Origin of the sequence: Faecalicatena sp. Marseille-Q4148, assembly GCA_018228665.1 — a bacterium.
Lineage (GTDB): Bacteria > Bacillota > Clostridia > Lachnospirales > Lachnospiraceae > UBA9414.
Map to the genome: position 1 here is coordinate 2,140,282 of CP073692.1, position 22,991 is coordinate 2,163,272.

A 22,991-nucleotide genomic window follows, 5' to 3' on the forward strand; every position below is an offset into this window, starting at 1 on the left:
TTACCTTTTATCTTTGAAAGCATGATAAAATTTTTTTATCACATTATGGTATTGATCCGGAATAATGTGTTTTGTCCAAAAACTAATTGTTCCAGTTGCAACACAAGCATCTATCAAGCCTCTTCTTTCAAAAACTCTTTTAAACTTTTCTCTTTTCTTTACATATTTGTAAGACTTATTACTATGCGAACTCATGTTACTTAATGTAGCCGTTTCATAATCTGTTTCATACAATAAAAACTCGCTTTTTTCAAGAAACGCTAATGCTTCTTTTCCTTTTTCTGTACGTACCAAAATACAAGATACACCTTTTTCATTCCAATATGGGTCTGTTTCTTTAATTCCCCAAAAATCCCCAACTCGTATATCAGCTACACCTTTTGTTCCTCTAAACTTACATTGAAAACAGGACGGTCTATTATATACTTGCATACCATATCCTAAAAAAGTTCCATATAAAGTATTACACTCTATGCGTCCATCACCATATTCTTCTTCTAAATGAGGTACAAACCAACCTTTTCTTTTACTACGTGCGTTTATTTTACATAATTTAGCTTTATATTTCTTTTCTACATACTCTTTATATGCCTCAGCAATTTTATAGGAAGATACTCCCATACATACCAGCTCACACGTCAAAAGTGTACTATATGATTTTCCTAAATATTGTTGCATTGCATAAACATCACAAGGACATCCCACAAATAGTACCTGTTTTCCCCTTTTTAATTGTGATTCTACCTTTTGATAGACTATATTTTTTTCACTCTGCACATACTTTGAACTAGAACATGAAAACACATCTTCTTTATTTTCTGCTAGGAAATACTCTGTCTTTATATAATCTGTTTTGTAGCGAACACCAGCAATTATTCCTTCGTTATCAATTATTTTTAATGAAAGGGCTGTTATAAACCCTCCCGATGTACTGTTATACATAATCTTCGCATCTAAAGAGTAACCTGCATATGTTTTCATATACGGATTTTCTAGATTTTCTCTACTCTTAATTGGGCATATCTTAACACATAAACCACATTCTATACATAATTTATCATCAATAGTCGGATAAAGAAATCCTTCTTGATCATATCTCATAGTAATTGCATTTTTCGGACATTTATTAGCACAAGCACTACACCCACAACATTGTGAAACACAATCACCATTACTATTTCTTTTGTCTAGCCAAAAATTCTGTATACGTGACATCTTTTTTTATTCCCTTTCCACCTTGACACATCCAATACAATTTCTGCATCGAACTTAATTCTTTTTCTTTTCTAAGTTTATAACAGTTATAAATTCTCCACAAAAATTTCAATACAAAATTATTTTTATATAAATATTGTTGATATCCACCCAAATTGTAGAAATAATGTGCGGTATAACCATGAAACCATTTAGATTCGTTACTATAATCTACTGTTGCAATTTCCGCAGGATATTCATAAATTTTCATTCCTTTTTTTCTGACATCATGCTCAAAGAGCGAATCTTCGCCTCCTCCCCACTGAGTGCCAGAACCAAACTTTTCATTAAAATTAATATTAGTATCTTTTATTGCCTTTGTTTTTATAGCTAACATTGGGGAGCCATATGCCCTATGCAAGGGAGCTTCTTTCACCTCCGTAATTTGATAATAGGATTTTTTAATCTTATTATTAATTCTATTTAAATTGAAAACTATTCCTGTCGCATCCGTCAACTCTGAAAATGCATTTATAAGAATATCTGTGTATTCTTTTGCCATTAGTTCATCATCATCGCAAAATAAACATATATCACCTTTCGCATTTTTCAATGCCATATTTCTACTTTTTGAAAGACCTCTTTCAGTTGTAGAGATCATTCTCCAAAGATGTCCATTTACAACTATCTCTTGATAATCCTCTTTATCGCACTGATTAATAATTAACACATCACTATCTATACTTGTTTTATATGCAATATCAAATCCGTCTTGATGCATTACGGACATAAGAACTTCCACTCTTACTTCTTGTGACATACCTACCTCTTTTATTTAACCTTCCAATGCAGTTCTCAAATAGTCTATAGATGCTTCACGCATTTTCTGTAATATCTTGTTTACCCAAACATAATTTATGTTTTCTTTTGTAATGTTACTACAATCGTTCACATATCTTTCTTCTAAACCTAAACGTTTTAAAATCGTTATTTGCCTAGAAGACTGATCATACTGTTGGTACTCTCTTTTTATTGCCCAAAAATCTCGTTCAAAAATCATAGAAAACAACATTCCATGATAAGAATCCGTAATAACAACCTCTGCATTTTGAATCAAATTAAGGAAGTCATTAGGACCACAATCTGAGCTATTCACACTTGCATATTTCTCAACATACGACATTTTCACACCTATAGAATAACTATCTAAACCTTGTTGATTTAAAAATTCTACAATTCTTTTTTGATTCCCTTCAGAAGCTTCATCAAGGAAATACAGCACCACATATTTTCCTTTTGTTTTTATGTCAGAATATGCAAGCTCTTTCCATACTTTTTTCCCCAAGAGAAGCGTTGGATCTAAAACTACCGGAACTTCTCTCCCCGTCAACTCTTTTACTAAACGCTGTCCATCATCTTCTCTAATAGATACGTACGGAATTTCAGAAATATATTTTTTCATTTTTGCACGATTATAATTCGGAATATAGTTCCTTCCAATACTAGGTGCATATGCAATTCTTTTGTCCTTTGGCGCAAATCTTAGATACATCAAAGGATCAACATACATTGTTGTAGAACACCACACTTGATCACTTCCACATACAAATTTTGAATATTCATCCCTTTTTGCTATTTGAGAAAGCTCTTTATTCGAATAAAGTTTTTGTGTAATATGATTTTCTACAAAAGCATCAAATTTTTTAACTGTAACTTCAGTAAGCGACTTTGTTTTCACTTCTTTCATACTTTTCACAACACCTGCAATCAGCGATGGATGAAATATCATTTTCATTGCTGTCAGAAAAATCTTTTGCGGTCGAAAGTCATAATTTTTTGCTACATTTCCTTGTTCCCATATTATTTCTGACTCATATCCCATTTTTTTAATAGCCTCGCATAACGCATAGCATTGTAAAACGGAACCATAATTTTTTAAATTTGTTCTATTGACTACAGCTATTTTCTCCATAAAACCTCTCTTATATTCCTAACAAGTTTCTCTTTCTCTCTTCTATTTTTTGATTTAAAGTACCACCGTTTTCTTGCGCTTCTATTAATAATTATCATAAAACTCTTATATCTTTCTTCTACTTACTATTATTGATAATTTTTCGATACACCTCAAGCATAATTCCATTAGTTTTATCTATCGAATATTTTAATGATATTTCTCTACATTTTTTACCAACTAAGTCTTTATTTTTCAACATCTTTATCGCAAGAACTATTGCTCTTTTACAATCGTTAACATCATTTTCAAATAAATAACCTGTTACGCCTTCTATAACATACTCTTTTATACCTCTTGTATTCATACCAACCACTGGAACTTCACAAGATAATGCTTCTAATGAAGCCATTCCTAGTCCCTCTCGAATAGACGGAAATGCAAATAAATCTGCACAATTATTAAGTTCTACTATATCTTTCCTATACCCCAAAAAATGAACTCTATTGTTTACCTCCAATTCCTCTGCCAATTTTTCTAACTCACCTCTCTTGGATCCAACACCTACAATTACGTAATGAATTTTTTTATTATCTAAGCCTGCTATAGCTCTTATTATCAACTGATGATTTTTATTAGTATTCAATTCTCCAACAGAAAGAATCATAATTGCATCTTTGGAAACCCCAATCTCTTTTCGTTTTTCAATAATCTCGTTAACACCCATAAACTTCTTAAATTTCTCTGTATTAATTCCCACCCCTGGTATTTTCACAACTTTTCCTGCCTTAAATTTTCTTTCTGCTATTTTATAATCTTCTTCATTAATTGTAATAAGTACATCTGTAAAGTGGGAACATATCTTTTCAATTGGATAAAATACCATCCAACTTTTCTTACTTCCACCCTCATAAAAGTGAAATCCATGAGCCGTATATATAACCTTACAACCATCCCCTCTAATCTTTTTGGCTGCCAAACGCGCCAATACGCCTCCTATAGGGGAATGACAATGAATCATATCATATTTTTTTTCAAAACAAATATTTTGAATTTTCTTATAAGAAATCAAAATATCTTTTATGCAGCTTATTGATCTAGGAATTTCAACATTATACACACCAATACCACTGTTCTGTAATATTTTTTTTAACTCAATAGATTTTTTTCTACTAATATTACCAGGTTTTTCAAAATTAGCAATAACATCAACCTCATAACCAAGTCTTAATAAAATACGAATATTCTCCATATTAAACTGGTCTATCATCGATGCCACTGATGCCAACATCAGTGCTCTTGGTTTATCATGACACTTTTCTATGGGCTCCTCTTTATCTGAAAACCCTCTGCTTCCTTCCGTACGAGCAATAGATTCTGCCAATGACACCTGTTGATATTCTATTCCATCATATCTACTCATATTATGTTCATATACAGAATTTCCAAATGCTTTGTTCACTAGCTCTCCTATTTTCCCTGGAACTTTACTTCCAACAATAACAATCATCTTCATTACACGAATTAGTCTGATCTTTTTACCACTAGTTCTAGCAATTTCTTTTACCATTTCACTTGTCTTTGTCCACTCTGCATTTTGCGGAATCAAAACTGTTGCATTTTGATTTACGTTTTCAATCAACATAATTTGGCATAAGAATTCGCACAAATTATCAATATGTAGCATCGATCTTTCATTGTCCACATCTGGAAACACTGGCATTTTTTTTGCTAATTTTGCCAAAACCGGATAATTTCCTTTGCTATTTTTTCCATAAATCATTGGAGGACGCAGGACAATCACCTTAAATTTGTCATCTGCTAAATTTCTGACCGCAACATCAGCTTGGAGTTTCGAATCACCATAAAAATTAGCAGCAACAGGAACTGTGTGTTCCCCTACAACTTTATGTTTCCCATAAGGCACAGAGTCTCCATAAACAATCATAGAAGACATAAAAATGAATTCTTTCACACCATCTATTTTTGCCTTCTTACAAACTTCAACTGCCAAATCGGTATTTATTTCATAATATTTTGCTTTTGTTGACTCATCTACATTTCCAACATCTGCATGAGCGATACCAGCCACATGATAAACAATATCATATTCAGAAAATTTTTTCTCTCTCCATGAACCATCAATCATATCCAATGTATCAATTTCAATCTTAGGATATTTTGTTGATGCATATGAGCAAAAAGAATCTCCAATATATGAATTTGCTCCAGTAATTAAAACTCTTATTTTTTTATCTCTGTTTACAATTACTGCCTCGCCAAATCCAATATTTCCTATTATTTCTTTATCTGTTTTTCCGTTCATATACTGCCGGCCAACTTTTGCCATCTCTCCAGTTCCGCCTTCGACTACACTATCATCTTTTGCAACTTTTCCAACAGTCCCTAAGAAACACTTTACATCAAATAAAAGGCTTTCCTTTTCTACATATTCTCCATCTAATTTCGCTTTTACCGGAATCTCCAGTTCATCGCGTCCATTAATCTGCGCCCATCCTGTTAATCCTGGCTTCACATCATTCGCACCATATTTGTCTCGTTCCGCTATTAATACATCTTGATTCCATAATGCTGGACGTGGTCCAATCACACTCATATTTCCTACAAAGATATCCCAAATCTGTGGCAATTCGTCCAAACTATGTGCACGAATAAACTTTCCAACCTTTGTAATGTACTGGTCTGGATTCTCTAACATATGTGTTGGGACATCTCTCGGTGTTGATACTTTCATAGAACGGAATTTATGTAGCTTAAAAAACTGCTTGTTTTTTCCTATTCTCTTTTGCGAGAACAACACTGGACCCGGATCTTCAATGACAATCGCAAGAGCAATCACTGCGAATACCGGAGATAATACAATCAAACCGCCAAATGATAACATAATGTCAATCATGCGTTTTACATATTTATCATAAATTCCTTGTTTACGTTGAGAACCTCCAACTGCTTCAAGGTGACCTCTTACACCATCTGCATTTTCTTTATCATCATCATTTTGAACAAAAACAACCTGTTTCCCTTCCATTGGATTTTTTTCTTTTTGCTCTGTTTCATAAGTAGATGATTTTCTTTTAATTTTTGCCAATAGTATTAATCCCACAAAAGCTGTTCCAATCGCTGTTGCGACACACACAACTATTTTTTTGAGTTTACTTTTATCTATCTTCATAGAACTTTTTCCTCTTTTTTAATCCTCTGCCGGATGATATGTTGATACCATCTTTTCTACCAATTCTCTAATATCTCCTACATTTGCATATGCTTTATCCGTCAGTTCATCCAGATCCGCTAAGAACTCGTTAATATCAAATGGAATCGGCATACCGATATGAATCAATTCATTTTCTGTTCGTTTTAGTCCTTCTTCTGCCATCAGCTTCTCTTCATAAAGCTTCTCTCCTGGGCGAAGACCTGTATATTCGATCTTAATATCTTCATCCGGGCGATAGCCTGACAGACGAATCAGGTTTCTTGCCAGTGTATCAATCTTCACCGGTTCCCCCATATCCAGGACGAAGATTTCTCCTCCACGTGCATATGTTCCTGCCTGCATGACAAGACTGACCGCCTCAGGAATTGTCATAAAATAACGGATAATCTCTGGATCAGTTACCGTTACAGGGCCTCCTGCTTCAATCTGCTTTTTGAATAACGGAATGACAGATCCATTACTTCCGAGTACATTTCCGAAGCGCACTGCCACGAACTCTGTCCTTGCGTTTCTTAAATTCGCTTCCAAATTCATGTTTTTTAATTCTTTTTGAATGGCATGAGTAAATATCTGCGGAATTTCATCTGCTTTTCCTTCTTTTACCTTACTGTCAAAAGCCTGAATAATCATTTCGCAAAGACGCTTGCTTGCCCCCATAATATTTGTTGGATTAACCGCTTTATCTGTACTGATTAATACGAATTTCTTTGTTCCATGTGCAATGGCTGCAAATGCAGTCTTATACGTTCCGATCGCATTATTTTTAATAGACTCACACGGACTGTCTTCCATAAGCGGAACATGCTTATGTGCTGCTGCATGGTATACAATATCCGGATGATATGTTTTGAATACTTTGAACATCTTACGGCTATCTCTGACAGACGCAATGATCACTTCCAGATTTAACTGTGGATATTTCTTCCGAAGTTCCATCTGGATATCATAAGCATTATTTTCATAAATATCCAGAATAATAAGTTGTTTCGGCTCTCTTGCTGCTACCTGACGACATAGTTCGGAACCGATACTTCCGCCTCCTCCGGTGACGAGAACAACCTTTCCTCTAATATATTCTGTAATCTCATCCATATTGACAAGAATCTGTTTTCTTCCTAATAAGTCTGAGATTTCCACTTCCCGGAGCTTCGTCATGCTGACTTCCTCGTTGACAATCTGACTCACGCTTGGAACAGTCTGCATCCGGCATCCCGCTTCTTTGCACAGGTTCAGGATATCTTTTCGATTCTGTCCCGTTGTTGACGGAATGGCGTAGATGATACGATTTACATCATATTTCTTAACCATATCTACAATATCATATCGGTTACCCACAATCGGAATTCCTTCCAGAATTCGTCCCTTTTTCTCCGGATTATCATCAATGGCACAGACTACCTTCGCATAAACAGAATCTGCTTTCCGAATTTCCCGGATTAAAGTCTGACCCACTGTTCCTGCACCGATAACCATAATACGATCTCGTTCTTTTCCTTCTTCCTTTGTTTCTCCTTGCAGTGATCGGAGATAAAACCGGATATACCGATAAGAGAAACGTACGCCTGCACAGCATACGCAGCTTATAATATATCCCATAAAATAATAGGACTTTGGCATATGAAGCTCCATAAAGACTGCCCCGAAGATATAAACCGGAATCAATACCAGATCAGCCATGACTATACGCTTCACTTCTGCAATACTGACAAATGCCCATATACTATGATATAGCTTATAAATATAATAGATCACAATAGTAGATACAATCCAGAATGGCATTGACCAGAAGTAGCCTGCAAGATACTCTTCCGGTATCATCGCAATCTGAAAATCAAATCGCATAAACAGCGCCATAAAATAAGATCCCATCACAATTAATATATCTGCCAGACATAGTAATAACGATTTGTAGATCCACTTTAATTTCCATTTTTTCGTCATTTGTTCCATAGTTTCCTTCTTCCTCTCATTCATATCTCGTCACGCGAAAAAAGACTGTCTCTTTTTTTAGTCAGTCTTTTTCTTAAGTCAAATCATTTTCTTTTATTTCGTACAATATATACGGCTGCGCCCAGCACTGCCATGATCGCCGTTGCAATGACAGTATGTACCGGATTAATCGCAGATGTCCGTAATTCCCACCAGCTCGCATCCACATGCGTAAAAAGCAGAGTAAACGCTGCTGCCAGCATCATCAGGCCAATTGCAAATCCACTCATTACGATCTTCTTTTCATTCATACGCTTCACTCCACTTCTCTTGGTATTTCTAACAAATAACTTGTACTATGTTCCTAATTTCTCTTCTAGTATATTAATTTTCGCCATTTTCCGCAAGTGCTTTTTATAAAATGTCATAATTTGTCAAAATTCGTTCAATTTCATTCATCTTTTTTAAAGTTCGCTATGCATTTTTATAATGCTTTATAATGATTTCTTATATCTTTACTTTTTGTTTATAGATATTACTTATAACTAATCTTTCCACTCTCACTTGCCTTACGCTCTTTCCATCCGCTTTACTTCCCGCAGGACTTTCTCTGCTGCTGCCGGAATCCGTCCAAGTGGGTCTAGTCCCACATTCAATAAGTAGTTAATCCCCATATTATTCAGATGTTTCTTATATTGATAGATTGTCTCCGCTGATTTCCAGTCCTGATCGTGAGCCGAATATCCCCAGGAGTGGTTCATCGTAGCCGCAGTTTCATAAAGCCCGTTCGGAGAAGGCTTGAAACCATCCACCGCGTTGTAGTCGATTGTTTCTGACAGTTTCGCTATCTCCTGCGGATCTTTTGTTGCCTCCGGAAGCTTCTCCGGGATCTCGTTATCTCCAAGAGAGACGTAGTCATACATTCCGTTTCCAATCCGGGAATTGATGAGACAGTTCGGCTGTAATTCTTTTACCGTATTGTAGAGCTTACGGCTCTGCTCCAATGTCAATGTCATCGGAACATCAAACCACGCAGTACATATTTCTCCGTACTCACTCATAATCTCTCTTACCTGCGGAAGGATTTTCTTCTCAAAGCAGATACTGTAATCTTTCTTTACGTTCTTTGTCTCTTCGTCAATGACATCCGGGAAATCCCAACTGTTATCCCACGTTGTTCCGGCAGTTTCTTCATCATTGGACAGATAGCCACCCCCATGTTCTTCGTGCCAGTCCAGATCCTGAGAGTAATAGATTCCAAACTTCAGACCTTCTCGCCGACATGCATCTGCCAGTTCCCGGATCACATCGCGGCCAAACGGTGTCGCATCACATATATTGTATTTATCCGCTTTCGAGTGGTACATGGCAAATCCATCGTGATGTTTTGTTGTCACAACAAGATATGTCATCCCGCACTCTTTTGCAAGCGTTACGATCTGATCCGCGTCAAAATATATCGGATGGAATACCTCTGCCAGTTTCTCATATTCTTTATTCGGAATCTGAAATCTCGACTGAATCCACTCTGCATAGTTGCTTGAATATTCTCCCCGGTACTCTCCCGCCAGCAAAGAATATAACCCCCAGTGAATCATCATTCCATATTTTGCCTCTTTGAACCACTCTGTCATATTTTCCATCGTTCTTCCTCCGTTACGCTCTGCCCTTTCTTTCATTTTTTTCTTTATACATCCGTTCATCCGCAATGTACATTAATTCGTGATAATTGACGTCATTTCTATGACAATAGACATATCCCATCGAAAATTCCAGCGTAATATCTGGTATGTCCTTCTCCAGATCAAGCTTCTTTCCTCTTTGCTGCTTGAATTCTTCCACCTTTTTCTGAATCTCTTCTTCAGAATGAAAGCCATACAAAAAGGCTGCAAATTCATCTCCGCCAAACCTTGCGCTGATTCCATGACGATTGTCAATCTCTCCCAACATTGCTCCAATACACTGAAGGTATTTATCTCCGCTCTGATGACCATAGAAATCATTTATCTGTTTCAGACCATCTGCATCCAACATAATCATAACTGCTGCTCCGATTTTATCCGGTTCTTTAAAAAGCTGTTCCATACAGTCGTGGAACCCGCGCCGGTTATAAAGTCCGGTGAGACTGTCACAATTACTCTTCTTTCGAAGTTCATGCAATTCTTCCCACCATTGGGATACGTCCGTCACATAGTACGTGATACTCTGCTCATCTTCTGCAACTTCAATGCGAAGCTGCAGCCTCCTGTCGCCCCGGTTATATTCATAAATATTTTCTTCAGCATTCAGACAATTCTGCTGACTCTGCTCTAAACGTTCCCGAACAGTTTTAGCCAGCTGTGAAGATTCCGTCTGACTCTCCTTTTCAATTCCGAGCAGTTCCAGCATCCGTTCATTTATAAACTGCTTTTTATAAAATACATTTTCTTCAAAAATCCCAAGCGGAATCCGACCTTTATCGATGACATAAGATAACTTGTTCCAATTCAGCCGAATGCTTTTCAGCATCTGATTCAAATAGCGGATCAGCTCATCGAATTCCTGAACTCCTGTCTGAATCGTAATATTTTCCAGATTCCCTTCTTCTATCTTCTTTAGATCATTCACAATAAAATTCAAGTTTCCTGCCAGCTTCTTATTTACATACCACCCAATAATACCAATAACAGCCACTGTTGCCACAACAATATACAAAAGTACAATGACTGTCGAAGTAATAGAAAGCTGAAACGGATACAGGGATAAATAGGAGCGGACAAGAAGATAGTCTTCATATGTTTCTGAATAGACACAGTACTTTAGACCATTCCATTTGTAATGCTCTGTTTTTCCCACCCGGATTGTTTTGAAATCTTCCATCATAGCGCTGATATCTGTTCCAAGCAATTTCTCTGATGTGGATGCAATAATAATCCCCGTTTCTTTATCAAGAATGTGAAGATATCCACGGAAATCTGTTGGAAATGTGGATAACACGTTCTCAAGACTCTTTTCTTCGATTTCTTCCAGCACTCTCCTCGGTTCCATTCCAATCTGAACAATGGTTTTTCCGTCATTTGTCCACACAGCTGCATACTGCATCTCTTTTCCCTCAGCGGTGTTCGGCTGAATTTCCTGACAAAGCTTCAGTGAATGGTCAGAGAGCATTGGCTTGAAGAATTCCATCTGTTTTCCGGAGTCGAATGTATAATTGTAATATTCCGGATGCGTACCTGCATAAATTCTTCCATCACCGGTAAGGAAGTGAATCTCATCCACATCCAGCTTCTTTGCCAGCTCCTGCACGTGCGCAAGATCTGTAATTGCCTCCGGAAAATGCTCTACAAAATACGCAGCCATCTCAGCCGACCGAATACATTTTGTCGAAAAATCTTCTTTTGTCTTTTCAAGTGTTTCTTCATTCGTTTCGATTACTTGCGCAAGCTGACTAAAAACTTCCCTTGAACTTTCTTGTTGGCTTCTATGCTGCAGCAATAGCTGCAGATAAATATTAGCCGGAAGGATTAGCACGATCAAAATCACCATCATCAGCCTTGTCAGGCGAGGCAATGTTTTTTTGATACTGCTATTTTGCATAGGCGTTCCTCCATACTTCAAACTCATCCACCGGAAGTGGTTTCGAATATACATATCCCTGGATCATGTCACAGCCAACCTTACGCAAACTCTCAACCTGATTCTCTCTCTCGATTCCCTCTGCCACAACATTCATGCCAAGATCATGCGCAAGGCAGATCATATTCTCAACAATCTTCTGCGATTTTTCATTTTCATTCACAAAGAAAGCACGGTCAAGCTTAAGATCATCCGCATCGAAGTCTTTTAAAACAATCAGAGAAGAATAGGCAAACCCGAAATCATCCAATGCCACTTTCACCCCGTTCTTCCGGAACGTATCTAAAATCTTCTTTACAAAGGCAAACTGATTATCTTCCAAAAGCATTGTCTCTGTCAGCTCAATTTCGATCATTCCATCCGGAATCTCATATTTATTTTTAATTTCCAGATATTCATTGCAAATATCTGTTCCGGAATTGCGCAAATGAAACCGCGAGAGATTTACCGAAATTTCCATATCATTCCCTATGCTGTGCCAGTGATGAAGAAGTCTGCATACTTCTTCAAACATATAAAGATCAAGCTCTGCAATCTTTCCATTCTGTTCAAACAAAGGAATAAATTCTGATGGATAAATAAACCCTACTTTAGGATTCTTCCATCGAACAAGCGCTTCTGCTTCACAACATTTTTCGGAATTCAAATGGATTTTTGGCTGTAGATAAACTTGAAATTCTTTATTGCGAAGCGCTTCCTCAAAAACATTGTTCAGCCACTGTTCCCGCTTAAATTGTTCTTCGATTTTTCCTTCATACACCGTACATTTATTTTTCTCTTCTGTTGCTTCACTTGCATAGATTGCCTTATTCATGAGACCACTGATTTTTTTCTCTTTTCTGAATTCACATGCTCCAATTGTAAATTCCAGATTAAATCCCTGAAATTTCTGGTTAATCACGCAGTTCATCTGATTAATCGTATCGTTGATTCTAGATGCAATCTCTCCTTCTTCTTTCTCATTCATTAACAAAAAGAAATGATCCATACCGCTTCGGCAAAGCACTTCGCCCTCACGCAGTTCTGTTGAAAGCATTTTTGCAATAAAACGAAGGGTCCGGTTTCCATCTTCTTCTCCCCAGCTTTCGTTAATATATCGAAAATCTACTACATTCATATAAACGACCATATAAGACTGCGTATCTGATGTCTCAAAAATCTTCAAGCTTTCTCTTTGGAAACCTTCTCGATTATAAGATCCGGTCAGTCCATCTATATAAAGCGCCTTTTCTCTTTTTTTGTTCTCCTTCATATACCGGAAAATCAAAGCACTGATCAGAAGTACTACCCCACCGACAATAGCAATGTCCAACAGTATATATGGCTTTATCTGATTCGTAAAAATCTCCTGTGCCAACTGCTGGTTCTTCTCTGAAATATACTGGGCTGCCATGCGCTCAACCATCTCGTGAAACATCATCATATTACCTGCAAAACACCCAAGCAGTATGCATGCAGCTGTTATAATTCCAATTGTAAATAAATTATGTTTTTTCTTCTGCATTTTTCTTTCTTCCTTTGTATCCCCACGCCTGATTTCTTATTCTTACTCATTCCAAATTTTATAACCGTTTCGTCCTTGACGTTTCACTTTATACAACGCCAGATCCGCCTTTTCGTACAGATCACTGAAAACCGTTCCCTGATGATGTAACGGCACTGCCAGCATCACCCATCCCGGCTGACTGCCGGTATCCTCTCCTTCAAGAACAAAATCCATAATGTCATAATATTCAAATACAGTTCCTTCTTTTATCTTTCGGAGACTATCTGTTACTTCCTCTTGCCGATCTTTCTTGTATGTACTCAAAAATTCTTCACTTGTATGCAAAATCTCAAGGCAATCCTCCATCTCAGAATTCAATATACTCGTAATATAAGAAGTCACAAGTTCATTCTGCTCCATCTCTTTATCCAGTACCATCTCATGAATTTTATTCGAAGAAAATATAAACAGCCCAAACACTGCCAGCGTTGCCATAATACTGAGAACACCAAACATATAAACGAGATTTTTTCTTTTATTTTAGCAGTTACATAAGTAAAACACAAATACCAAAAGCAAAAGACCGCACTGGCTCAAATCACTTTTTTAACTTCTCGATTAGAAGATTATTTTCTAATAGTAATTTCATCAAAAACACTCATATCCGTGGTACGCACTGTTTTTATTGTAAGTGTCTTGTCCTGTATTGTAACAGCCGAAATCAGAGGTGTTTTCTCTGTTTCACCGTCATAAAAGGCAATATAATCTTTTTCCCCACTCTCTTCCTCATAAAACTTGCTTCCGGTAGAAGATGTCCCGGACAGATATAGTGTTTCTCCTCGATTTTTTAGTCCAGACGCATTTCCGGTAGACTTCATTCCTTCCATTAAATATGTTCTCGCATACAGATGATCATGACCGGACAGTACAAGATCTACATTCAATTCAGAAAATGCTTTGCTATACGCTTTTCGAAGATTCAGTATTTTTTCCTCATCTGAATGCGGTCCTGCGCTGAACATAGAATAATGCATCGTGACAACAATCCATTCCGGATTTGTATTTTGAATCGCCTTTTTTAAATATTCTATCTGAGTTGCGTAACTTCTGCTGTTTGAATTCAATGCGAAAAACAGAACTCCATCACGAGCAAAATAGTAATTCGCATCATTCTGTACACCCGGCGGCATAAACTGCTCTTCATAAATCTCTTTTACGGTGTCATGATTCCCTTTGTTCACCGCTACCGGAATATGTTTCAGTTCATCCGGACTTCTGAATTCATAGTATTCTTCTATTGCTATATCCGTTTTCGAACTGTCACATTGGTCGCCTGCCGATATCAGAAATTCTGCTTTCGGCAAAATCTGCTTTCCTACCTCCAGCGTCCTCTTCCACGCTTCTCCATCCTGCTGTGCACTTTCTCCGGCGCCAATCTGAGGATCTCCGGCAAATAAAAAATTTACTCCTTCTCCCTGTTTTGCAGTCGTAAACTCAAAAACTTCTGAACGTGCGCCGGTTTTTCTGTCACATAATCTATAGCTGTAAGTCTCACCGGCTCGAAGATTCGATAATCTTGCCTTATAGCAATACTGCCCTTCTATCTCAACTCGTTCCATTTCCAACTCTGTATAATTGAGAAAATCCTCTGCTTTTCTACAATATTGCACATTATAGCCTCCCTTTTGAGGCGCAAACCAATTAACTAACATTTGGCTGTTTGTATCACCAGGCTGCAGGATAAGACCGTTGGCCTCGAGAGTTTCTATCCCATTCCACTCCGGCGTTCCTTTAAACTCCTTAAAATCAAAATAAACATCGGAACTGTCCTCATGCATCTGATGAACCTCAACTGCAATGCAGTTTGTTCCGTCTTTTAGTACAGCAGTATTTTCTACGGTAAAAACCCGGTTCCAGGATGTTTCCACTCCCTTTTCTGCTCCATACCCGGTTCCTGGCTCATATCCTTCTGTCGGTTCATTATCTTTGTATATTTCTGTTCCATTTAGATATATGATTACAGAATCATCAAACTGTATTTCCCCGAAAAGTTGAAATAGCTCTCCGGCATCTTCCACCTCAAATTCTGTCCTAAAATAATAGACCGGTAAGGCTTTCTTTTTAGCAGAATAATAGTTCAGCAGATTCGAGGGATATTTTCCCACACGATCGTTTAGTTCTCCATAATAGCTTCCGAAACTTCCTTTGGCCTCTTTCCAGCCTTCAGTCTGATAGCCGACTTCGTTCCAGCGTTTTCCGCCGCTATCAATCGATGGTTCTCCTTCTGTATCCTTATACTGCCAATATGTTATCCCCGTTTTTACATAATGAAATTTTTCATCTCCCTGAATTTCTAGCAGTTCATCTTCAAGTATATTTTCATCAGCATAACGGTTCTGAAGGAAAGCAATCCCGCTTACCGCCACCAAAATAAAAAATGCGAGAAGAGTTCCTCCTACCAGTTTAAATTTCTCGTATTTCCTGTTCATATCGCATCCTTCATTTCCCTTTTTCATACAACTTCCTCCGCCAGGTATCGTACTATTCTCTCTCATGCTTCTTCCTTTTAAGAGTTCCCCATGTATCTCTATATTTCCGATACCCGATCAGTGCATTCATCCTCACAATCATAAGAATAAATCGCAGTCCTATCAGCTCAAATCCACTTAAAAATATAGCTTTCAGCACATCCTTCCATGATATGCGCATTTTTTTCATATACAGACGGGTGAAAAATGATATAAGCGTAAGAATGCACCCAAATGCTGCATATACTAGAAAGAACAATATCATAAAAGGCTCATTAATTAGATTTACTGCATACGAAAGGATAATCGTCAGTATTCCAAAGACTTCAATATACGGCGAAAGCAGCTCATAAATCCAGAAATATAGAAACGAAACCGCCCCTAAAAGTCCGTACTCTTTTTTCCCCACCGCATTTTTGTATTTTGTCAGACTTTCAAAAAGTCCGATATGCCATCGTCTTCTTTGTTTCATCAAATCTTTGAGGTTCCCCGGTACCTGACTCCAGCAGATTGCATCTGGCGCATACTGTATAGAATAATCAATATGATTTGATCTGCAAAAAACATGAAGTTTCACAACAAGTTCCATATCCTCTCCCATTGTGGTAGAGTCATATCCACCTGCAAGAAGAACTGTCTCCTTTTTAAATATTCCAAATGCCCCTGATATAATCAGGTTTCCGTTATAACGGTTCATAAAGATTCTGGAAGCAAGAAAAGAACGCTCATATTCAAGCACCTGCATTGCTACAATCAGCTTTTTAGGCATACTATAATCACTTACTTCACCTTTTACTAATCGGATACCGTTAGATACCGCAATCTGACCGCCACTGGCTACTACTCTGTCATCTTCCAGTATTGGTTTTGCTATTTCATAAAGAGAATTACGCTGCAGCATCGAATCTGCATCCATACAGATAAAATAAGGGTAATTTGATATATTAATCCCCATATTCAGACTGTCCGCCTTACCTCCATTTTCTTTTTGGACCAAAGTAATGGAAATCCCATTATAGACTGTTTCATAGATCGCCAGCTCCTTCTTGCAGTGAACTCTTCTTCTAATCGGCCTTTTTATTTTTTTCATGTGGAAAGCATCCACCAGATAGTCTACTGTTCGATCTGTCGATCCATCATCTACAACGATGATTTCATAAAGTTTATAATCTTGCTCCAGAAGTGAAAAAACCGTATCTACAACTGTCATTTCTTCGTTGTGTGCTGGAACAATTATACTGATGGGAATGTAAAAATCATGACGGAGCGTCCCTTTCATCTTTTCGTCCATTCGTTTCTCATAAAGCTCCGATGCTCCTACAACAACTGATAGAAAAAGGAAGGTGCTGTAACCAATCAAATAGATAACAAAGAAAACATCAACAAAAAACAAAAACAGTTTAATCGCATCCATCATCTGTACTTTCCTCCATTCCTATAAATTTATATTCCATCATTTCTTTTGCATATACATCCTTTTCTGTCTGTATGAATTCTTCTTTTCGTTCGTAATCAATTAATTTTCCGAGGGATTGAGCGCTATTATAACGAATATACCAACTTCGGCTTTCGCATCCTTTTTTCAATGCCTCGATAGTCCTCTCCCCGGGATATGATTCAAGGGTCAGTGCACTGAGCGCAGCATATTCCCAATCTGATTCACGCCAGTCCTCAACCAGACAGCACAGATATTCCCTCGCCTTGTCATACCTATACTTTCGAAAATAACGAATTGCTGCAAACCGAAGTTCTCTGTCATTTTTCTCATCTTCAAGAACAGTAAGGAGTCGTTCGGTAAAGTTTCCTGATATCATCCGGAAAAAGTTTACAAAACATATTTTGTAATAGGTTGCAAAATGAGTCCAGTTTTTCCATAATTCTTCAGCCAGCAATTCTCTGTCCCCTTGAAAAGAAAGCAGTCCGTCTGTTACCATTTTTGAGCTGTGTTCTATCCGCATTCTTGTCAAAATGTGATATGCTTTTATCACGTGTACAGGCTGTCCACCAGCATATAAGGCATAGAGTGCATTCTCTCGGCAGTAAATAGAATGATCCAATACAAGCCATTCCATCTGAAGTGCAAACGGATCTCTTGCTCCTGGACTGCACAGATGGTGCTGCTCTATGATGTATGCCATAAACGCTTTCTCCATACCTCTTTTTTTCATATAAACGCTGCTGAGCTTATAGAACAAATCTCTGTTATTTCCGATCCATTTTTCTATTTTTTCCTGTTCGCCCTTCGCTTCCAGTTCTTCTACTGCCTGTTGGAATAAAATAAGTTCAGAACATCTGCCCAATTTTCTGATCCAGAACTTTTCTTCTTTTTCGGATATCTTTTCGACGCCTGATATTTCCAACACTTCACACAGTTTGTTCATATACTTTCTCACCATTTCAGGATCTCTTTTTCTCTTAAAAAAGTCTCTGGCGAAATAAACCATATTAAACAACAAAAGACATATACATATGGCCATATATAAATAAATTAATAAATTTACCTGAAATACCATGAAAACTATCGCCCTTTCATATATTAACCACCCTTTAGGATTTAATCCTTATCCTTCCACAATTCCTGTAGATCATAATATCCTTGTTTTAACCGTTCGTGCCACGTGGGATTTGTGCCCCATCCTTCCAATTCAACCGTTCCCATCTTAATAGGAAGATGGATATTTGCATCTGCTCCTATGCCGGCATACATCTCTGAAATTTCCATTCCTTCTATTCCATAATTTTCATAGTAATCATCATGAATCATCATCTCCGAAGGATTATAGAAGTTCAACAAAGACCAAGGTAATCTGATTTCAATTTCATCCCCATTTACAATAAAATCAGACAATGAGTTGAAATCCGCTGAATCCGGATTTCCGTTTCCATACGTAAGTGTTCCTGTATCAAAAGTCTCTGCACTTTCGAATCCTTCCGGGGTGATTTCGAAGCTTGGATCATTCGCAATCTGCAGCATCAGATGTATCGGAACAAATTTCCCAGTGTCTTTCTTAGGAACATTTAAATATGCGTCTTCACCATAAACCCTCTGAGAATACATTGCTCTCAGCGCTTCATATCTTTCCTGTACAAGAATTTTGGTGTCCTCTCGCCCCGAAATAATCAGTACAAAATCTGCCTCCCGTTCAAATACCGGTGCTATGCTGTCACATGTTCTGCTGCCTGATTTCGGTGTCGTGTCAATCGGAATATAAAGTGTTTCATTTCCAAAGTGAAAATCGTCCTTGTGAACTTTGAAATAAACATATTTTTCATCATACTTACAGCTAAGCGACATTGTATCCGTCTCCATCACTATATCTGTTTCTTCCCATTCCGAAACATCCCCGTCAACATAACAGACACTTTCTACTTCACCCGGATCAAAAGATAGAATACCAAAATACTGTTCATTCGTCTGATAATCGCTCCAGTAGCACGTCTTTGTCAAATCTGTATAAGCCATCGTGTTCCACGTTCGCTTGAACCATTCATCCTGCCAGGTAAACACTACAGATCCAGCGCACCCCGATGCCATGATATCCTGATAGCACTGTAACAGTGCTTCTCCTTGTTCCTTCTCGCTCATCCCACCTTGTGAACGCCCTGTATTTCGATCCGACTGTGCTCTTCCTCTCGAAGAAGGAACTCCATATTCCGAGATAATAACCGGCATGGTATGATGTGCATTTATTTCAGTCAGATATGCCCTGTATGAGTTAAAGGTTCCATCTTCATCTGTAAATTCTTCTCTGCTTTCAATCTCCATACCCAAAACATCCATGAATCCGAGATAATCCGGAAAATACGGATAAATATGGTAAGATGCAAACTGTCCGGCTAGGAACTCATCTGTCGTTTTTATATGCTCTACATCCACCTGTTCAAATTTTCTAAAATACCATTCTACAAGCTGATCCCACTCAAGCGGATCTGTTGTTGGCCAGTTAGAAAAAGCAATCAGACGCTGACTCGAATATTTTTCTGTTTCATATTCTATAAGTTTATCCCCCACCTGCGCAAGCATTGCTTCAAAAGGCGTTGCTTCTTCTGTTGTGCGCATATATTTTCCCTGGTATGAATCCTTCTCCTCCTGCATATGATCCGTAAAAGCAACTGTCGTATCTTCCCACTCTACACCGAGGATATATCCCAGTACCCACGGAGAAATATCTTTTGTGTAACTCCCGCTTCCAAGATCTTCTCCTAATGAAAAGCTCTTATTTCCATGTATCATATCCACCAGAATCCTGCAATCCTTCAGAAATTCATTAAGAAAATCCTTGCTGTAGGCATCTCTGTGTGAATAAAGAATATAATCATCGATCCATACTCCGTGAATAACATAAAGTGGATCGGGATTATCATGGTTAAATTCCCAGACAGCATCATAAAAATCGTCCTGCAACAGGGTGTACACCCTTACACAGTTAGCTCCCATATCCTTAATCATCTGAAACCATCTAAGATAAGTTTCCTTATCAATGGCATAATCTGTGGCAAAATGACCTGGAATTCCCACTCCTATATTAACACCGCGTATTTCAAACGGCTCCATTCCATTCCCAGTATCCACAAGAATCTCCTTCTCTGAAACTGTTGTAAACGTTTCCACCTCTTTATTCATGTTAAAACTAAAGGAACTCCCTATCCTGTCAGAAACAAACATCCAGCAGGCCACCGTTATAATGACTGCTGTACATGCTATAATAAACTTTTTCATATGTATCTCCTGTAATCTTTCATGAGCCGCTGTCTTTTTCCGTTTAAAACTGATCAGTGGTTGAATTTTTTAACGGCAGATTCATGGCAGTATTGTTTTAAGACTTCAATATTCTCATCCAGCCACTCCAACCGCCCGATCAGTTTATCTGTCATCTGACCCACAGCCTCTTCGTAGCTTTCCGGATTTCTTTCATCTGGATGAAGCTTGTTTCGGCTGTCAAGATTCTCCGAATGAAAGCTATATCCCCATACAGCATAATTCCGGTCTACACCTTCTCCAAGATATTCTGTTACATCCTCTATATACTGCAGAACATTTTCATTGCTTAATATTCCCTGCCGGAATTCCCTATATCTGTTGATGATCAGATTGATATAGTTCTCATCTTTTATCATCATCCAGAACCATGGTGCCTGTACAGAAACAAACTGTCGTATATAAAAGTCATCTTCATTGTCCGTACTTATATTATTGAGATCATTGTTAAAATCCCACAGGCATGGTTTGATTTTTCCATTTACGTCTTTATAAAAATAAGTAGACAGATTCCCCGTATCATGCTGAAGAAATACTTCTGCAATAATAAAATAATCAGCAAATTCTTCAATATCGACATAATTATCAAATCCGTAAGCAAGCGTATCATAATCATAAGAATATAACGCTTTTTCAAATTTACTGAGATCTTTTTCAATGTAGTCCTTTATTGCAGGTGTAATCTGCTCTTCTCCCGGATAGACAAGATCAAAAAATGAATCCTTTCTAAGTACAGATGCATATTTTGTAAAATTATTCAATGCAGATACCGGAAGGCTTGTAGCATTATCAATTTCTACAATGTATCCTGTAACATTTTTCGTTAAGTTGGGGCGCTCTATATCTATTCTTCCCTCACCTCTACTGATAGTTTCCATCATTACATAAACACCCTGATACGCCCCATTCAGAATCACCTCACAGAACCTAACATCCGGTGCAAAATCCATAAGCTCACCGGAAAAATTCATAGCCATATAATTACGCATCAGAGTCTTATCTAAAAACGGGCCGTGGAGCGCCCAGTCATGCGCCGCCTCCATGCCCATTATCCTCCTATCCTGTTCAGTACCCTTTCCATCCACTGTCGTAATCGCATAAGATTTTTTATCAAACCATCTCGAAGTATTTCCCCGGACTCTTATGCTTATATTTGTACTGACTGCCGGATTGTCATTGACGGTATTATATGTGTCCTGATTGTCAATAATCTGCATTGTTGCGATAAGTTCACTTTCTCCTTCTGACGTAGTCGTATACTTTCTATGTGAATATCCTTCTTCATAATATGGTACTCCGGGAATTTCCTCACCAGTTTCTATTTTCACCAGGGGCAAATGTGTTTTCAATTTTTCTGTGTCTACTGCCTCGCTGTTATACTGAGATTCTGATATTTGCTCCGTATTTATCGCTTCCTGCGCATTCGGGATTGTATCTTCTACTGATGGATATTCGATATGCTGATGTGTCCTGTATTCCTTTCCTCCCAGTTCTGTCTGAGCCAAAAACGTACCGATTACTGTAAGCGCCGCTATAATCAGTACCCGATATTTGTTTTTCAAAATATTCCTCCTTTGACTATTTCAAGAATTACACAATAAAATCATTAATTGCTAATATCATCATCCTGAGCAACCACATTCACATATTCCACATGTTCAATCTCATACAGGCAGTCCGCAATACTCTCCGCACGGTTGCTTGCTTTCTCAAATATTTTCAGCGGAATCTCATAAATCAGTTCTATCGTCTGTTCCGTCGTATTTTCAACTCGCAAATCAATTCTCCGCGAAAAATATTCACTGACAACAGACATAATTCTTTTATCCGTACTTCTCGCTCCCCGCACAATCAAAAGCATACGACTTTCATTCTTAATTCTGCCAAGAATGAGAAGTATCAGAAACACAATTGCACTTCCAATTCCCGCTGTTATGTAATCTCCAACTCCACATGTAAGACCGACTACTACTGTCCAAAAAATGTATACCGTATCCCTCGAATCCTTGATAGCCGTCCTAAAACGGACAATTGACAACGCACCGACCATACCAAGTGATAATGCCACGTTATTACCGATCGCAGTCATAACCACTGTTGTCAAAACAGCAAGTACAACGAGACTTGTATTAAACTTCCGACTGTATACTGTACCTGTATGTGACATATAGTATGAAAGATAAATCACAAACCCAAGCGCTGCCGCAACAAGAACTTGAGTTACAATTTCTGTAATACTTAAAACTTCTACCTGTTGAATTAATTCATTCAAAAAACTGTTCATTTAAATCTCT

The 22,991-nt window shown here is 37.8% G+C and carries 16 protein-coding genes; all 16 read right to left on the reverse strand.

All coding sequences use genetic code 11. From position 1 onward, the window contains the following. The 16 genes from KFE17_10260 to KFE17_10335 all read right to left on the reverse strand — a co-directional run bounded on the left by KFE17_10260 (position 1) and on the right by KFE17_10335 (position 22,981). Positions 1-1,215: a Coenzyme F420 hydrogenase/dehydrogenase, beta subunit C-terminal domain gene (locus KFE17_10260; protein QUO31259.1), complete on the reverse strand. Its 1,215-nt coding sequence runs from the start codon at positions 1,213-1,215 to the stop codon at positions 1-3. After that, the gene (locus KFE17_10265; GenBank protein QUO31260.1) at positions 1,175-2,014 is read right to left on the reverse strand and encodes a glycosyltransferase family 2 protein; all 840 of its coding nucleotides are present in this window, start codon (positions 2,012-2,014) and stop codon (positions 1,175-1,177) included. The genes KFE17_10260 and KFE17_10265 overlap by 41 nt, the downstream gene beginning before the upstream one ends. 15 nt (positions 2,015-2,029) lie before the next feature. Then, positions 2,030-3,166, reverse strand: coding sequence for a polysaccharide pyruvyl transferase family protein (locus KFE17_10270; GenBank protein ID QUO31261.1), 1,137 nt, complete (start codon positions 3,164-3,166; stop codon positions 2,030-2,032). 118 nt (positions 3,167-3,284) lie between these two features. Then, complete coding sequence (locus KFE17_10275) at positions 3,285-6,338, reverse strand: sugar transferase (protein QUO31262.1); 3,054 nt, start codon at positions 6,336-6,338, stop codon at positions 3,285-3,287. Between the two features lie 18 nt (positions 6,339-6,356). Then, the gene (locus KFE17_10280) at positions 6,357-8,330 is read right to left on the reverse strand and encodes a polysaccharide biosynthesis protein (GenBank protein ID QUO31263.1); all 1,974 of its coding nucleotides are present in this window, start codon (positions 8,328-8,330) and stop codon (positions 6,357-6,359) included. Positions 8,331-8,413: 83 nt separating this feature from the next. Beyond that, on the reverse strand, positions 8,414-8,620 hold the full coding sequence (locus KFE17_10285) for a hypothetical protein (GenBank protein QUO31264.1): 207 nt from the start codon (positions 8,618-8,620) through the stop codon (positions 8,414-8,416). 258 nt (positions 8,621-8,878) lie between these two features. Next, a complete protein-coding gene (locus KFE17_10290) occupies positions 8,879-9,952 on the reverse strand; it encodes an alpha-L-fucosidase (GenBank protein QUO31265.1) in 1,074 nt (357 codons plus the stop codon). 13 nt (positions 9,953-9,965) lie between these two features. Next, on the reverse strand, positions 9,966-11,885 hold the full coding sequence (locus KFE17_10295) for a diguanylate cyclase (protein QUO31266.1): 1,920 nt from the start codon (positions 11,883-11,885) through the stop codon (positions 9,966-9,968). Beyond that, positions 11,875-13,428, reverse strand: coding sequence for an EAL domain-containing protein (locus KFE17_10300; protein ID QUO31267.1), 1,554 nt, complete (start codon positions 13,426-13,428; stop codon positions 11,875-11,877). Before KFE17_10300 ends, KFE17_10295 begins: the two co-directional genes overlap by 11 nt. Before the next feature lie 42 nt (positions 13,429-13,470). Beyond that, complete coding sequence (locus KFE17_10305) at positions 13,471-13,905, reverse strand: hypothetical protein (protein QUO33750.1); 435 nt, start codon at positions 13,903-13,905, stop codon at positions 13,471-13,473. 131 nt (positions 13,906-14,036) lie between these two features. Next, complete coding sequence (locus KFE17_10310; protein QUO31268.1) at positions 14,037-15,926, reverse strand: metallophosphoesterase family protein; 1,890 nt, start codon at positions 15,924-15,926, stop codon at positions 14,037-14,039. Positions 15,927-15,951: 25 nt separating this feature from the next. Continuing rightward, the gene (locus KFE17_10315) at positions 15,952-17,355 is read right to left on the reverse strand and encodes a glycosyltransferase (protein QUO31269.1); all 1,404 of its coding nucleotides are present in this window, start codon (positions 17,353-17,355) and stop codon (positions 15,952-15,954) included. Beyond that, positions 17,339-18,334, reverse strand: coding sequence for a HEAT repeat domain-containing protein (locus KFE17_10320; GenBank protein QUO31270.1), 996 nt, complete (start codon positions 18,332-18,334; stop codon positions 17,339-17,341). The genes KFE17_10315 and KFE17_10320 overlap by 17 nt, the downstream gene beginning before the upstream one ends. A gap of 158 nt (positions 18,335-18,492) precedes the next feature. Beyond that, complete coding sequence (locus tag KFE17_10325; GenBank protein ID QUO31271.1) at positions 18,493-20,658, reverse strand: hypothetical protein; 2,166 nt, start codon at positions 20,656-20,658, stop codon at positions 18,493-18,495. 53 nt (positions 20,659-20,711) lie between these two features. Continuing rightward, positions 20,712-22,259, reverse strand: coding sequence for a CotH kinase family protein (locus KFE17_10330; protein QUO31272.1), 1,548 nt, complete (start codon positions 22,257-22,259; stop codon positions 20,712-20,714). 44 nt (positions 22,260-22,303) lie between these two features. After that, positions 22,304-22,981: a DUF4956 domain-containing protein gene (locus KFE17_10335; protein QUO31273.1), complete on the reverse strand. Its 678-nt coding sequence runs from the start codon at positions 22,979-22,981 to the stop codon at positions 22,304-22,306. Between the last annotated feature and the right edge of the window lie 10 nt (positions 22,982-22,991).

What these genes read in the sequence shown, in the direction of transcription:
- KFE17_10260 (QUO31259.1), bottom strand. Translation starts at nt 1,215, where the DNA reads ATGTCACGTATACAGAATTTTTGGCTAGACAAAAGAAATAGTAATGGT.
- KFE17_10265 (QUO31260.1), bottom strand. Translation starts at nt 2,014, where the DNA reads ATGTCACAAGAAGTAAGAGTGGAAGTTCTTATGTCCGTAATGCATCAA.
- KFE17_10270 (QUO31261.1), bottom strand. Translation starts at nt 3,166, where the DNA reads ATGGAGAAAATAGCTGTAGTCAATAGAACAAATTTAAAAAATTATGGT.
- KFE17_10275 (QUO31262.1), bottom strand. Translation starts at nt 6,338, where the DNA reads ATGAAGATAGATAAAAGTAAACTCAAAAAAATAGTTGTGTGTGTCGCA.
- KFE17_10280 (QUO31263.1), bottom strand. Translation starts at nt 8,330, where the DNA reads ATGGAACAAATGACGAAAAAATGGAAATTAAAGTGGATCTACAAATCG.
- KFE17_10285 (QUO31264.1), bottom strand. Translation starts at nt 8,620, where the DNA reads ATGAATGAAAAGAAGATCGTAATGAGTGGATTTGCAATTGGCCTGATG.
- KFE17_10290 (QUO31265.1), bottom strand. Translation starts at nt 9,952, where the DNA reads ATGGAAAATATGACAGAGTGGTTCAAAGAGGCAAAATATGGAATGATG.
- KFE17_10295 (QUO31266.1), bottom strand. Translation starts at nt 11,885, where the DNA reads ATGCAAAATAGCAGTATCAAAAAAACATTGCCTCGCCTGACAAGGCTG.
- KFE17_10300 (QUO31267.1), bottom strand. Translation starts at nt 13,428, where the DNA reads ATGCAGAAGAAAAAACATAATTTATTTACAATTGGAATTATAACAGCT.
- KFE17_10305 (QUO33750.1), bottom strand. Translation starts at nt 13,905, where the DNA reads ATGGCAACGCTGGCAGTGTTTGGGCTGTTTATATTTTCTTCGAATAAA.
- KFE17_10310 (QUO31268.1), bottom strand. Translation starts at nt 15,926, where the DNA reads ATGAAAAAGGGAAATGAAGGATGCGATATGAACAGGAAATACGAGAAA.
- KFE17_10315 (QUO31269.1), bottom strand. Translation starts at nt 17,355, where the DNA reads ATGATGGATGCGATTAAACTGTTTTTGTTTTTTGTTGATGTTTTCTTT.
- KFE17_10320 (QUO31270.1), bottom strand. Translation starts at nt 18,334, where the DNA reads ATGGTGAGAAAGTATATGAACAAACTGTGTGAAGTGTTGGAAATATCA.
- KFE17_10325 (QUO31271.1), bottom strand. Translation starts at nt 20,658, where the DNA reads ATGAAAAAGTTTATTATAGCATGTACAGCAGTCATTATAACGGTGGCC.
- KFE17_10335 (QUO31273.1), bottom strand. Translation starts at nt 22,981, where the DNA reads ATGAACAGTTTTTTGAATGAATTAATTCAACAGGTAGAAGTTTTAAGT.